This is a genomic window from Mycobacterium ulcerans subsp. shinshuense (assembly GCF_002355775.1).
Lineage (GTDB): Bacteria > Actinomycetota > Actinomycetes > Mycobacteriales > Mycobacteriaceae > Mycobacterium > Mycobacterium marinum.
The window spans coordinates 1,307,978-1,320,921 of the sequence record NZ_AP017624.1; the positions used below are offsets into that span (position 1 = coordinate 1,307,978).

At 66.7% G+C, this 12,944-nt stretch carries 9 protein-coding genes, 1 pseudogene and 1 riboswitch; of the genes and pseudogenes, 5 read left to right on the forward strand and 5 right to left on the reverse strand.

Features of this window, described 5'->3' with window-relative positions:
- Nucleotides 1-5 precede the first annotated feature (5 nt).
- On the reverse strand, nt 6-1,355 hold the full coding sequence (locus tag SHTP_RS06110; RefSeq protein ID WP_096370069.1) for a bifunctional o-acetylhomoserine/o-acetylserine sulfhydrylase: 1,350 nt from the start codon (nt 1,353-1,355) through the stop codon (nt 6-8).
- Between the two features lie 40 nt (nt 1,356-1,395).
- Nucleotides 1,396-1,515, reverse strand: a riboswitch (SAM riboswitch).
- A 154-nt stretch (nt 1,516-1,669) separates the two neighbouring features.
- Between SHTP_RS06110 and SHTP_RS06115 the strand changes: the two are divergent.
- Nucleotides 1,670-2,895: pseudogene (locus SHTP_RS06115) on the forward strand (NADP-dependent isocitrate dehydrogenase).
- 10 nt (nt 2,896-2,905) lie between these two features.
- Here SHTP_RS06115 and SHTP_RS06120 read toward each other — a convergent pair.
- The gene (locus tag SHTP_RS06120) at nt 2,906-3,703 is read right to left on the reverse strand and encodes an alpha/beta fold hydrolase (RefSeq protein ID WP_172900638.1); all 798 of its coding nucleotides are present in this window, start codon (nt 3,701-3,703) and stop codon (nt 2,906-2,908) included.
- A 160-nt stretch (nt 3,704-3,863) separates the two neighbouring features.
- Here SHTP_RS06120 and trpS point away from each other — a divergent pair, with 160 nt between their 5' ends.
- Complete coding sequence (gene trpS / locus SHTP_RS06125; RefSeq protein WP_096370071.1) at nt 3,864-4,883, forward strand: tryptophan--tRNA ligase; 1,020 nt, start codon at nt 3,864-3,866, stop codon at nt 4,881-4,883.
- A 4-nt stretch (nt 4,884-4,887) separates the two neighbouring features.
- Nucleotides 4,888-5,916, forward strand: coding sequence for an inner membrane protein YhjD (yhjD, locus tag SHTP_RS06130; RefSeq protein WP_276527060.1), 1,029 nt, complete (start codon nt 4,888-4,890; stop codon nt 5,914-5,916).
- Here yhjD and nagA read toward each other — a convergent pair.
- From nagA to dacB1, 3 genes are all read right to left on the reverse strand, one after another.
- Nucleotides 5,913-7,079, reverse strand: coding sequence for an N-acetylglucosamine-6-phosphate deacetylase (gene nagA, locus SHTP_RS06135; protein WP_096370073.1), 1,167 nt, complete (start codon nt 7,077-7,079; stop codon nt 5,913-5,915). The genes yhjD and nagA overlap by 4 nt on opposite strands.
- Nucleotides 7,076-8,425 (reverse strand): sugar porter family MFS transporter, encoded by a 1,350-nt coding sequence (locus SHTP_RS06140; protein ID WP_011739596.1) that lies wholly within the window; start codon nt 8,423-8,425, stop codon nt 7,076-7,078. Before SHTP_RS06140 ends, nagA begins: the two co-directional genes overlap by 4 nt.
- Before the next feature lie 201 nt (nt 8,426-8,626).
- Nucleotides 8,627-9,874 carry a D-alanyl-D-alanine carboxypeptidase DacB1 gene (gene dacB1 / locus SHTP_RS06145; RefSeq protein ID WP_096370074.1) on the reverse strand — a complete coding sequence of 416 codons (1,248 nt, stop codon included), beginning with the start codon at nt 9,872-9,874 and terminating at the stop codon, nt 8,627-8,629.
- Nucleotides 9,875-9,995: 121 nt separating this feature from the next.
- Between dacB1 and SHTP_RS06150 the strand changes: the two genes are divergently transcribed.
- Nucleotides 9,996-10,634 carry a helix-turn-helix domain-containing protein gene (locus SHTP_RS06150; protein ID WP_172900511.1) on the forward strand — a complete coding sequence of 213 codons (639 nt, stop codon included), beginning with the start codon at nt 9,996-9,998 and terminating at the stop codon, nt 10,632-10,634.
- Complete coding sequence (locus tag SHTP_RS06155) at nt 10,624-12,942, forward strand: VIT domain-containing protein (protein WP_096370075.1); 2,319 nt, start codon at nt 10,624-10,626, stop codon at nt 12,940-12,942. The genes SHTP_RS06150 and SHTP_RS06155 overlap by 11 nt, the downstream gene beginning before the upstream one ends.
- The last annotated feature ends 2 nt before the right edge of the window (nt 12,943-12,944 follow it).

Consider the following 12,944-nt stretch of genomic DNA (forward strand, 5'->3'; position numbering starts at 1 on the left):
GCTCCTCAGATGGCTGCTACTGCCTGTGAATCGCCGCTTAACTCGCGTGCCGCGGCGAACCCGAGCTCCAGGTCGGCCAGGATGTCTTCTATACCCTCGATGCCCACTGCTAAACGCACCAGTCCCGGACTGACGCCGGTGGACAGCTGCTCGGCCGGGCTCAGCTGGGCGTGGGTGGTCGATGCCGGATGGATCACCAGCGAGCGCACATCGCCGATGTTGGCGACGTGGCTGTGCAGTTTGAGCGCATTCACGAATGCTTTACCGGCCTCGACGCCGCCGGCCAACTCGAACGACAGCACCGCCCCGGTTCCCTTGGGGGACAGCTTCTTTGCCCGCTCATGCCACGGCGAACCGGGTAGTCCGGCGTAGTTGACCGTGACGACGTCCTCGCGGTCGGCCAGGAACTCTGCGACGCGCTGCGCGTTGGAAACGTGCCGTTCGATCCGCAGGCTCAGAGTTTCCAGGCCCTGGGCCACCAGGAAGGCGTTGAACGGCGAGGCCGCCGACCCCAAGTCGCGCAGCAGCTGGACGCGTGCCTTGAGGGCATAGGCCGGCGCGCCCAACTCGGCAAACACCACGCCGTGGTAGCTGGGGTCCGGTGTGGTGAATTCGGGAAAACGGCCCTGCGTCCAGTCGAATGTGCCGCCATCGACGATCACACCCGCGATCGCGGCGCCGTGCCCGCCCAGGTACTTGGTGGCCGAGTGCACGACGATGTCGGCGCCCTGCGTGAACGGCCGAATCAGGTACGGCGTGGCGATGGTGTTGTCGACGATCAGCGGTATCCCGTTGCGGTGGGCGACTTCAGCAACCCCGGGGGTGTCGAGCAAGTCGATCTGCGGGTTGGAGATGGTCTCACCAAAAAACGCCTTGGTGTTGGGCCGCACCGCCGCCTGCCACGAGTCCAGGTTGTCGGGGTCGTCGACGAAGCTGACCTCGATCCCCAGCTTTGCTAGCGAGTAATGGAACAGGTTGTAGGTGCCGCCGTAGAGGCGGGGGCTGGACACGATGTGATCGCCCGCGCCGGCCAGGTTGAGGATGGCGAAGGTTTCCGCGGCCTGACCGGAGGACAGGAACAGCGCGGCGACCCCACCTTCGAGCGCGGCGATGCGCTGCTCGACCACATCGGTAGTGGGGTTGCCCAGCCGCGTGTAGATGTTGCCGGGAACCTCCAGGCCGAACAAAGCGGCAGCGTGCGCCGTGTTTTCGAAGGTGTACGAGGTGGTTTGGTAGATCGGCAGCGCCCGCGCGTTGGTGGCGGAATCGGGCTGCTGGCCGGCGTGGATCTGCTTGGTTTCAAATGACCAATGCGCGGTCGGATCTGCGTCAGTGCTGGTGTTTTCGGCGCTCATGAGGCTACTTTCCCTGTCTGCTCAGGGGCCCGTCATGGCGGACCCGCGCTTGCCGTGTAGCCGACTGTGGCTACTCAACCTGGTCATCACCCGGGGCACCCCACCGCGGTTGGAGGGTTGCCGGCCAGCAAGCCGGGGCTTGACGCTGGCGCTCATGACCGATCTGAAGCCTACCGTATCGCGGCTTGCTCGTGCCAACTCTCTGGGCGGGCGGCATCGCCGTCGCATGCCCCGAGCCTGCGAACAGCCCTTGTAATCTGGGCTGATGAGCAACCGCTCGCCCAAACTCACAGCGCGGGAGGAATTGGGCTCAGATGTCTGGTGAACCCAAGATCACGGTCAGCGGCCCGGTCGTGGAACTCGACGGCGACGAGATGACTCGCGTTATCTGGAAGCTCATCAAAGACCGGCTGATTCTCCCGCATCTGGACGTGAAGCTGCTCTACTACGACTTGGGTATCGAGCACCGGGACCGCACCAACGACCAGGTGACCATCGACGCGGCGTATGCGATCAAGAAGCACGGTGTGGGCGTCAAGTGCGCGACCATCACCCCCGACGAGGCCAGGGTCCGGGAATTCAACCTCAAGAAGATGTGGCTGTCGCCGAACGGGACGATCCGAAACATATTGGGGGCACGATTTTCCGTGAGCCCATCGTGATCTCCAACGTTCCGCGGCTGGTTCCGGGCTGGACCAAGCCAATCGTCATCGGCCGCCACGCATTCGGCGACCAATACCGCGCGACGAACTTCAAAGTCGACCGGCCGGGCACCGTGACGCTGACGTTCACACCCGCTGACGGCAGCGAGCCGATCGTGCACGAAATGGTGTCCATCCCCGAGGACGGCGGGGTGGTGATGGGCATGTACAACTTCAGAAAATCCATTCAGGACTTCGCTCGGGCGTCTTTTTCCTATGGCCTAAACGCCAAATGGCCGGTGTACTTGTCCACCAAGAACACCATCCTGAAGGCCTATGACGGCATGTTCAAAGACGAATTCCAGCGAATCTACGAAGAGGAGTTCAAGGAGCGGTTCGATGCCGAAGGCCTGACCTACGAGCATCGCTTGATCGACGACATGGTTGCTGCCTGCCTCAAATGGGAGGACGGCTACGTCTGGGCCTGTAAGAACTACGACGGCGACGTCCAGTCAGACACGGTGGCGCAGGGCTACGGATCGCTGGGACTGATGACGTCGGTGCTGATGACGGCCGACGGCAAGACCGTGGAGGCCGAGGTCGCCCACGGCACCGTCACGCGCCACTACCGCCAGTACCAGGCCGGCCAGCCGACCTCCACCAATCCGATCGCCTCGATCTTCGCCTGGGCGCGTGGCCTGGCGCACCGCGGCAAACTGGACAACACCCCCGAGGTCGTTCAATTCGCGCAGACGCTGGAAGACGTCGTCATCAAGACCGTGGAGAGCGGAAAGATGACCAAGGATCTGGCGATCCTGATCGGTCCCCAGCAGGCCTGGCTCAACAGCGAGGAGTTCCTCGAAGCGATCGCCGAGAATTTGGCGAAGAAGCTGGGCTGACCGGCAACGGCTAGCTGGCCGGCGGTTCGGCGGAGCGCAGGTGCGGGCAGCACTCTTCGATGAAGCCGCTGATCAGCGCGGTGACGCGGGCCGGCGCCTCGAACATCGGGACGTGTCCCACATTGTCGAGCACGGTGACCCGGTGGTCGTCGGGTAGATGGGTGGTGAAATGGCGGCTGTACCGGGGAGCGGGAATGATGCGGTCCTTCCCGCAGATCACCAGATGCGCCGGGACGGCATTTTCGGCGAGCTCGCGCAGACCGCGCAGCAGTAGCGCCTTGACCAGCAGCTGAAGGTAGGCGGGGCAGTGCGCGACGTCATCGATGCAGCCGAGCAGTTCGGCGTCGCTGACGCCGTCGGGCGACGCGCTGATCGCGTAGGTCGCCAACCGGCGGCTAAACGGCAGGCGCATCACCCGCGGCCCGAGCAGCCAAGCCAGCGCTAGCAGCGGGATGCCCATGACGAACTTGATGATCACCTCGAACTTGGCCGGGCTCCACCGCGTCCAGCCACCGGCGGGTGCGATGCCGGTGACACTGCGCGCGCGCCCCCGGCGCTCGAGTTCGAATGCGACCCAGCCGCCCAGTGAATTGCCGACGATGTGGGCGCTGTCCCAGCCCAATTCGTCCATCTGACGCTCGACGTGATCGGCCAGCACCGCCGACGACAGGAACCAGGTACCGGCCCGCGGCCCGCCGTTGTGGCTGGCCATGGTCGGGGCAAACACCTCGTAGCGGCCGGTGTCGGCCAATCTCTGGGCCACTTGCTCCCACACCGCCTGGGACAGCAGGAAGGGGTGCAGCAGCAGCACCGGTTCTCCTGAGCCCAAGTGGATCGGCGCACGGGTCGGCGCCGAGGGTGAAGGGCCAAGCAGACGTCTCATATCACCGACAGTACAAGGTGGTACCGGCGGTATCGCAAGTGTCTGCGAATCGCCGAAATTTGCGCATGAAAGGATCGGGGACACCATGAGCACCCCGACCGGATCCCGCCGGATTTTCTCCGGCGTGCAGCCAACTTCTGACTCACTTCACCTCGGTAATGCGCTGGGCGCCGTCACCCAGTGGGTTGCGCTGCAGGACGACCACGACGCGTTCTTCTGCGTCGTCGACCTGCATGCGATCACCCTCCCGCAGGATCCCGAGGCGCTGCGGCGCCGCACGCTGGTCACCGCCGCGCAATACCTGGCGCTGGGTATCGATCCCGCTCGCGCCACCATCTTTGTGCAAAGCCACGTGCCGGCCCACAGTCAGCTGGCCTGGGTGCTGGGCTGCTTCACCGGTTTCGGACAGGCGTCTCGGATGACGCAGTTCAAAGACAAGTCGACGCGCCAGGGCGCCGATTCCGCGACGGTCGGCCTGTTTACCTACCCGGTGCTGCAGGCCGCTGATGTGCTGGCCTACGACGCGGAGCTGGTGCCGGTGGGGGAGGACCAACGTCAGCACCTGGAACTGGCGCGCGACATCGCGCAGCGGTTCAACGGGCGCTTCCCGGACACCTTCGTGGTGCCCGACGTCCTCATCCCCAAGATCACCGCCAAGATCTACGACCTGCAGGATCCGACGTCGAAGATGAGCAAGTCGGCCAGCACCGACGCCGGGTTGATCAGCCTGCTCGACGCGCCGGCGGTGTCGGCCAAGAAGATTCGCTCGGCGGTGACCGACAGCGAACGCGAAATCCGCTACGACCCCGAGGCCAAACCCGGCGTTTCGAACCTGCTGAGCATTCAGTCCGCGGTCAGCGGCGTCAGTATCGACACCCTGGTGGACGGCTACGCGGGACGGGGCTACGGCGATCTGAAAAAGGACACCGCCGAGGCCGTCGGCGCCTACGTCAGCCCGATCAAAGCCCGTGTCGACGAACTCACTGCTGATCTCAGCGAACTCGAGACGGTGCTCGCGGCAGGAGCCGAACGGGCCCACGACATCGCGAGCAAGACCGTGCAGCGTGTCTACGATCGGTTGGGTTTTCTTCCGCAACGGGGGTAAGTGTTTGACCACGACGACTGAGCCGGCCAAACCAGGAACTTTGGATAGGCTGCGAGCCCGGTATGGGTGGTTCGACCACGCGATGCGCGCCGCCAAGCGATTCAATAAGCAGCGCGGCGGCTTCTTCGCCGGAGGTCTGACCTACTACACGATTTTCGCGTTGTTTCCTTTGCTGATGGTCGGTTTCGCCGTATTCGGCTTCGTGCTGGCCAGCCATCCCGACCTGCTCAAGACGATTGACGGCAAGATCCGGGAGTCGGTCTCAGGGGCCTTGAGTCAACAGCTGGTCGGGCTGATGAATTCGGCGATCGATGCGCGGGCATCCGTCGGCCTGATCGGCCTGGCGAGCGCGTCATGGGCGGGCTTGACCTGGATGTCGCACCTGCGGGTGGCGCTCAGTGAGATGTGGGCTCATCCGGTCCAGCGGGTGGGCTACGTGCGCACCAAGCTCTCCGATCTGACCGCGATGATCGGCACATTCCTGGTGACCATGCTGACAATCGCGCTCACCGCACTGGGCCACCTCAGGCCGATGGCCACGGTGCTGAGCTGGTTTGGGATACCTGAGCTTGCGATCTTCAACGTGGTCTTCCGACTGATTTCGATACTGATATCGGTGCTGGTGGCTTGGTTGATGTTCACCTGGATGATCGCCCGGCTGCCGCGGCAGCCGGGCCGTCTGGGCACCTCGATGCAGGCCGGTCTGATGGCCGCCATCGGATTCGAACTGTTCAAACAGGTGGCGTCGATCTACCTGCGAACGGTGCTGCGCAGCCCGGCCGGCGCCGCGTTCGGGCCGGTGTTGGGGTTGATGGTGTTTGCCAATGTCACCGCCTATCTGGTGCTCTTCGCCACCGCGTGGGCGGCCACCAAAGATCCATATTCCGAACATATTGAGCCACCCGACCCCGCGATCATCAGCCCGCGCATACAGGTCGAGGAAGGCCTGGGGGTGCGGCAGACGGTGGCCGCGCTGATCGCGGGCGCCGTTGGAGCGCTGACGATATCGCGGCTGTTCCGCCGGCGCCGCTAATCCTCGACGGCCTGCCACTCGCCGTTGGCCATCACCGCGGCCACGCGCAGATCGCGATCGAGCACAACGAGATTGGCGTCAAAGCCGGCCCGCAGGCTGCCCCGTCGTGCCAGCCCGACGGCGCGCGCCGGGGTCGCCGAGGTCATCTGCACCGCGGCGGCCAGCGCCCCGGCATCGAGTGCGGCCCCCGCCCGAGCCCGAAATGCGGCGCGAAAGAGTCGGTCCATGGTGGCCGTGCTGCCCGCGATCGTCGGGGTGCTACACACCCGCGCCACGTTCGACTCGACCTCAATCGGCACCGATCCCAGACGATATGTGCCATCGCCACATCCGGCCGCGGCTATCGCGTCGGTGACCAACGCGACCCGGTCGGGGCCGACGGCCTCGATCACGGCCGCCACCACGGCGGGATGGACGTGTACCCCGTCGGCGATCAATTCGAGCGTCACCGCCGGGTCCTTCAGCAATGCCAGGGCGGGCCCGGGCTCGCGGTGGCCCAGGGGCGCCATCGCGTTGAACAGGTGAGTGGCGACGGTGGCACCGTGGCCGATGGCCTGGCAGGTCTGCTCGTAGGTCGCATCGGTGTGCCCGAGGGCCACCACCACACCGGCGGCCAAGAAGCGCCTTATCGTGTCGGCGGATCCGGGCAATTCCGGGGCCAGCGTCACCATGCGGATGGTGCCGTTGGCGGCCGCCAGCAGCGCATCGATTTCGGCGGGGTCCGGCGCACGCACTTGGGTGTGGTCGTGCGCGCCGCACCGTGCGGGGCTCAGCCACGGGCCCTCCAGATGGATGCCTGCGATGGTGCCCGAGCGGCCCGAGCTGATGGCTTCGGCCAGCTTGGCCACCGCCGAAAGCAGTTGCGCGGGTGCGGCGGTGACCAGGCTGGCCAGCATCGTGGTGGTGCCGTGGCGCAGGTGAAACTCGCTGGCTTGGATCAAGGCCCGGCCACCGGCGTCGGCGTCGGCGAACGACGCGCCCGCTCCGCCGTGCACGTGGATGTCGACGAACCCCGGCACCACGATCGAGTCCGGGAAGTCGAAGTCGGCCAAAGGCGCTGTGCCGGTGCCGCAATTCGCGATTTTGTGGCCCGCCGTCCGTATCCAGCCGGGTCGGCAAAGTTCTCCGTCGATGACCACAGACCCGGCACAGATGAGGGTCACGGAGCTTCCGTCAGCTTCTCCGGCCAGCGTCCGCCGTTCTCCCAGAAGTGCCGAATTTCCTCGAGCTGGCGGCCCTTGGTTTCCGGGGCGTAGCGGTAGACGACGCCGAACGCCACCAGCGCGAGCACCCCGAATACGGCGAACGCTCCCGAACCACCGAGTGAATGCAACATGGTGAGGAAGACGGCGGCAACGATCGCGTTCGCGATGAGGTTGGCGGTCAGCATGGTGCTCGACCCGATGGAACGTAGCCGGGTGGGGAAGCTTTCGCTGGCGTAGACCCAGCCCAGGGAGCCAAAGCCCATCGTGTAGCCGATGATGAACAGCAAGATGCCTGCGAACCCCAGTATCGCTGCGCCCTGTCCGCGGGCGAACACGGCCATCAGCGCGACGTCGGCAACGATCATGATGGCGATGCCCGACAACAGGATTGGCCGACGGCCCACGCGGTCCACCAGCAGCAGGGAGGTGATCACGGCCGCCACACCGGCGATCTGAACCAGCGCCGGCAATCCCAGGAGGGCGAAATCGCCAGTGAAGCCCATGGCTTCGAAGATCCGCGGACTGTAGTAGATGATGGCGTTGATCCCGGTGATCTGGATCAAGAAGCCCAGCGTGATCACAAAGATGGTGGCGCGCAGAAAGGGCGGTCGCAGCATTTCGGACACGCCGCCGCTACCTTCACTCAACGCGGTGCCGATCTCGGCCAGTTCTTCCTCGACATCGGCGGCGGGGTCCACCCGCAGCAGCGCCGCGCGGGCCTCCTGGATGCGGCCCTTCATCACATACCACCGGGGCGTGTCGGGCATGCGGATCAACAAGGGCAGCAACAGCATTGCGGGGACGGTGGCCAGTCCCAGCATCCAGCGCCAGCTGTGCGTACCGGCCAGCAGGTACCCGGTGAGATAGCCGACGATGAGTCCGCTGACGGTGGTGAGTTGGTAGACCGTGAGCAGCGATCCGCGCACCGCGGCCGGAGCGGATTCCGCGACATAGACCGGCACCACGACAATCGAGACGCCGACGGCCAGACCCAGCAAGAAGCGCGCCGCCAACAGCATCGGTAGCGACACCGACAGCGCGCCCAGCACCGCGAACATCGTGTAGGCGACGAGCAGCATCACCACCGACTTTTTGCGCCCGATCGCATTGGCCAGTACGCCGGCGCCCAGCGCTCCCACGATCTGACCGATCACCACCATCGTGGTCAGCAGCTCCTGCTGGTGGGTGCTCAGGCCGAATTCTTCGGTGATGAACAGCTGCGCGCCGGCGATGATGGATAGGTCGTATCCGTAGATGAGCCCGACGCTGGCCGCGGTCAGCGCGACCAGGATGCCCCGTTGCACGTCCGTGCTCAGCCGGCTGTGGCCTGGACCGTGGGCGGCTCAGCAACGCTGCCCGGATCGGTGAAAGCAAAGCCGAATTGGCGGCGGCCGGTGCGGATTGCTTCGCCATCCCGGCTTGAGCCGGCATCCTCGCAAAGGGCAGTCATCCCGATACCGTGACACAGCAGCCGGGGCTAATCAACAACCCGTCGGCCGTGAATTTCAGTGTTGCGGCCGGTTGTTCAGCGAGCGCGCGACCAGCATCAAACCGAACACGATGATGGCACCGATCACCGCGACACCGACTCGCACCGGCAGGGCGTCGGCCGATGACACCAGCCCGGCGGCCTGAGCGTCGGCGAGGCGGCGCGCTTCGGGAGTTTCCTTGGGGGCCACCAGGCTGGGATCGGGTTCGATCAGCGAACCGATCTGGGTGCCCTGGGCGGTGCTGAACCCGTAGTCCAGCAGGTGCGCGGCCTGTTCCCAGGGGGCGATCGGCTGGCGAGTTCCGTGTAGCAGCACCGCGAACAGGCGCCGGCCGTTGTGGTTTGCCGCACCAACGAAGGTCTGGCCGGCGTCATCGGTGTAGCCGGTCTTGCCGCCCAGCGCGCCCGGGTAATTGTACAGCAGGTGGTTGTCGTTCTCCAGCTCGTAGCCGGGATGTTCGCCATGGCCGGGGAAGTCGAAGGTGCGGGTCGCGACGATGTCGGCGAAGATCGGGTTCTGCCAGGCGTATCGGTAGAACAGGCCGATGTCATAGGCCGAGGTGCTCATGCCGGGCCCGTCCAAGCCTGATGGGGTGGCGACGCGGGTGTCGCGGCCACCCAGCTTGGCGGCCAGCATGTTGATCTTTTCCAGCGCCGTCTGCATGCCGCCGAGTTGGATGGCCAGCGCGTGTGCGGCGTCGTTGCCCGAATGCATCAGCAGACCGTGCAGCAACTGGTTGACGGTGTACATGCCGCCGGCGTTGACGCCGACCTTGGTGCCTTCGGCCGCCGAGTCGTCGTTGGTTCCGGGCACGGCCTTGTTTTGGTTCAGCTCCTTGATGGAGACCATCACGACCAGGACCTTGATGATGCTGGCCGGGCGGTGCCGGGCGTGCGGATCGCGGGCGGCGATGATGGCGCCGCTATCCAGATCTCCCACCAGCCAGGCTTCGGCGGAGACATCGCCGGGTACCGGCGGGGTGTCCGGCGCCGCGATGATCCCGCAGCCTCCCAGCGCGTTGCCGCCGACCGGCGCCGAGGGCACCGCCAGCGGCAGGGGAGGTTCGCCGGCCTGGGGGACCTCCGACGAGTCCACCGCGGGCGGGGTGGTGACCCGATATGGGCACTCCTGGGCTCCGCCGTTCGCTTCGGCATTGGGCTCGGCCGACGCCGACGGCAGGGCGGCGGGCATGCCCACCACAGCCGGCCCGGCCGCCATGAAAACGGCTGCGGCCAGGCACGATGCGGCGCGTAATAGGTACATCGTTGTGCAGATTAGGCGATCGCCGCCTCGATTCGGGGGAGCCGCGCTGTTACGGATGTGGCGGAAGTTATAAATAGTTATTTGACAGTGTCAGAAAATGGTATGACACTGTCAAATAACCATGGAATCGTTACTGACTCTCTCCGAATTCGCCGCGGCGGCTGGCTTGGCCGTGCAGGCATCTGGCGCCGTGCCCGACAATCGCCAGGCCAAGCCGATACCGGCGGAACGGATGATCCGCTACTACACCGCGCGCGGGTTGCTGCCCCGTCCCGGAACCCGCGGACGCGCGCTCGCCTATGGCCGGACTCACCTGTTGCGGCTGGTGGCGATCAAGCGGTTGCAGGGCCAGGGCCTGTCGCTCGGGGAGATCGCCGAGCGTCTGGAGGCGCTGTCACCGGCGGAGCTGGAGTCGCTGGCGGCTATCCCACCCAGCGCGATGCCGCCCGGCCTGGGCGACCCGGAGACGACCACCGAGTCCAGCCGCGCCGCCGGCCGATTCTGGCGAGAGGTCCCCGAACCCATCGCCATCCAAGCCGTCGCCGACGGGTCGGCCGAGCATCCGAGCGTCACCGATCTGCGGGCCATCCGGCTCTCCGACACCGTCACATTGCTGATCGACGGCCATGCGTACCCGTTGCCCGAGTTGGAGAGTCTGCGTCGCGCGGCCGCTCCGCTGCTGGATCTGCTTACCGCCGCCACCAACGGCGCCGACGGTGCCACCAACGACGCCCAGGAAAGGATTCGCCATGAGCGTTGAGTTACTGCCACTGATCACCTCCGAACCCGCGGCGCCCGCTGCCACGGGTGCACCCACCTGCGGTGAGCTCAGCGCGGCCGATGGCCGCCGGCTGCCGCTGAAGGCGGTGAGTGTGCAGACCGCCGTGGTCGGCATGACCGCGACGTCAACCGTGCGCCAGCGCTTCGTGAACACCGGCGATACCGCGATCGAGGCCACCTATGTGTTCCCGCTGCCGGCGCGCGCGGGTGTCACCGACTTTGTCGCCGATCTGGCGGGACGGCGCGTGGTCGGCGTCCTCGAGGAACGCGGTCAGGCGCGCGAAGACTACGAGCAGGCGCTGGCCGCCGGGCAGCGCGCGGCGATCGTGGAAGAGGACCGCCCGGATGTCTTTTCGGTGCGGGTCGGCAATCTCGGGCCGGGCGAGCAGGCCACCATCGAGATGTGCCTGACCGGCCCGCTGGCCTTCGAGGACGGCGAGGCCACCTACCGATTCCCGCTTGTGGTCGCGCCGCGCTACACCACCGGCCACCCGGTGGGCGGGGACCAGACCGGTTCCGGGGTGGCCCGCGACACCGATGCCGTACCGGACGCATCGCGGGTGACACCGCCGCTGCTCACCGACGCCGACGAACGTCCCGATCTGCAGATTTCCCTATCGGTGGACGGTGCTGGCCTGCCCGTCTCGGACCTGCGGGCCTCGCTGCCGACCGCCGTGCTGGCGCCCGCGGCCGACGGCCTGGCCCGGCTGCGCGTCGAGTCGGGTGCGCGGGCCGACCGCGATTTCGTGCTGCGTTTCCGCCTGGACCAGGGCCGGCTGTCGTCGTCGGCGCTGCTGGTTGCGGACGCGGCCGGTGCGGATGCCACCGATGCCGAAGAAGGCACCTGGTCGCTGACCCTGGTGCCGCCGGCCGAACCGTCCAGCGCCCCACGCGATGTGGTGGTGGTGCTGGATCGCTCCGGATCGATGGGCGGCTGGAAGATGGTCGCCGCCCGGCGCGCGGCCGGGCGCATCGTCGACATGCTCGATGCCGGTGACCGGTTTTGTGTGCTGGCCTTCGACGACCGGATCGAAACGCCGCCGGCGATGCCGGATGGGCTGGTGCCAGCCAGTGACCGCAACCGGTTCGCCGCGTCCTCGTGGCTGGGTTCGTTGCGCAGCCGCGGCGGCACCGTCATGGCGCAACCCCTCACCAATGCCGTCGAGATGCTCGCCGACTCTGGCGAAGACCGGCAGGCCAGCGTGGTCTTGGTGACTGACGGCCAGATCAGCGGGGAAGACCACCTGTTGCGGTCGCTGGCGCCCGCGGTGGGGCGAACCCGGATCTACTGCGTGGGTGTCGACCGTGCCGTCAACGCCGGCTTCCTGGAGCGGCTGGCCGGATTGGGCAGCGGTCGAGCCGAGCTGGTCGAGTCCGAAGACCGCCTGGACGAGGTGATGGCCCGACTGGCTCGCACCATCGGGCGCCCGGCGCTGACCTCGATCAGGGTGCGCGCCGAAGGAATCGAGGCCATCGAGGACACCGTCACCCCAGACCGGGTTCCCGACGCCTTCGCCGGCGTGCCATGCGTGATCTCCGGGCGCTATCGCGGGCCCGCCGCCGACGCCGTGCTGCACGTGGAAGCCGACGGGGCCACTGGTCGCTACACCGCGACGGTGACCGCCAGGCCGGTGACGGATGCCCGTGCGGTACAGACGATCTGGGCTCGCTCGGTGGTCCGCGATCTGGAGGACGCCTACGCCTGCGGTCGCGGCACCGACGAGCTGGAACAGCGGCTGGTCGCGCACTCCATCCGGTTCGGGGTGTTGTCGCGGTTCACCGCGTTCGTGGCCATCGACCCCGAACGGTCCGAGGCCGGGCCGATCGCCGAGGTCATGCAGCCCGTCGAGCTGCCGTCCGGGTGGGCGCCGGTCACTGGCGGCTTCGTCGGGGCGGCCGCCGCCGTTGCCCGCGGCGGGGCTGCCGGCCCGCCGATGGTCTTGCCGGCCGCCGCCCCGATGCCCACCGCGGAGTCTGCTCCGGTGCCCTCGCTGCGGGATCTGCTGCGGCGGGTGGAGATGGGCATCGGTAGCGACGGCGCCGAACTCGACCCGGAACTCGACGACGTCTGGTCGGCGTTGACCGTTCATCGCGACCGGGCAACCGATCGGGTGTTGGCTTCGGCGCTCACGGTGCTCTGTGATGCCCTCAACCGCTACCTGTGCACCGCCACGAAGGAAAACGCCGAGCAGGTGAAGACCGCCCTCGAGGTGGTCACGCAGGTTGTCGATGCGCGCCTTCCCAAACATCGGGGCCGGCTGGTGAGCAAGCTGCGGTTCTGGGAGTAGAT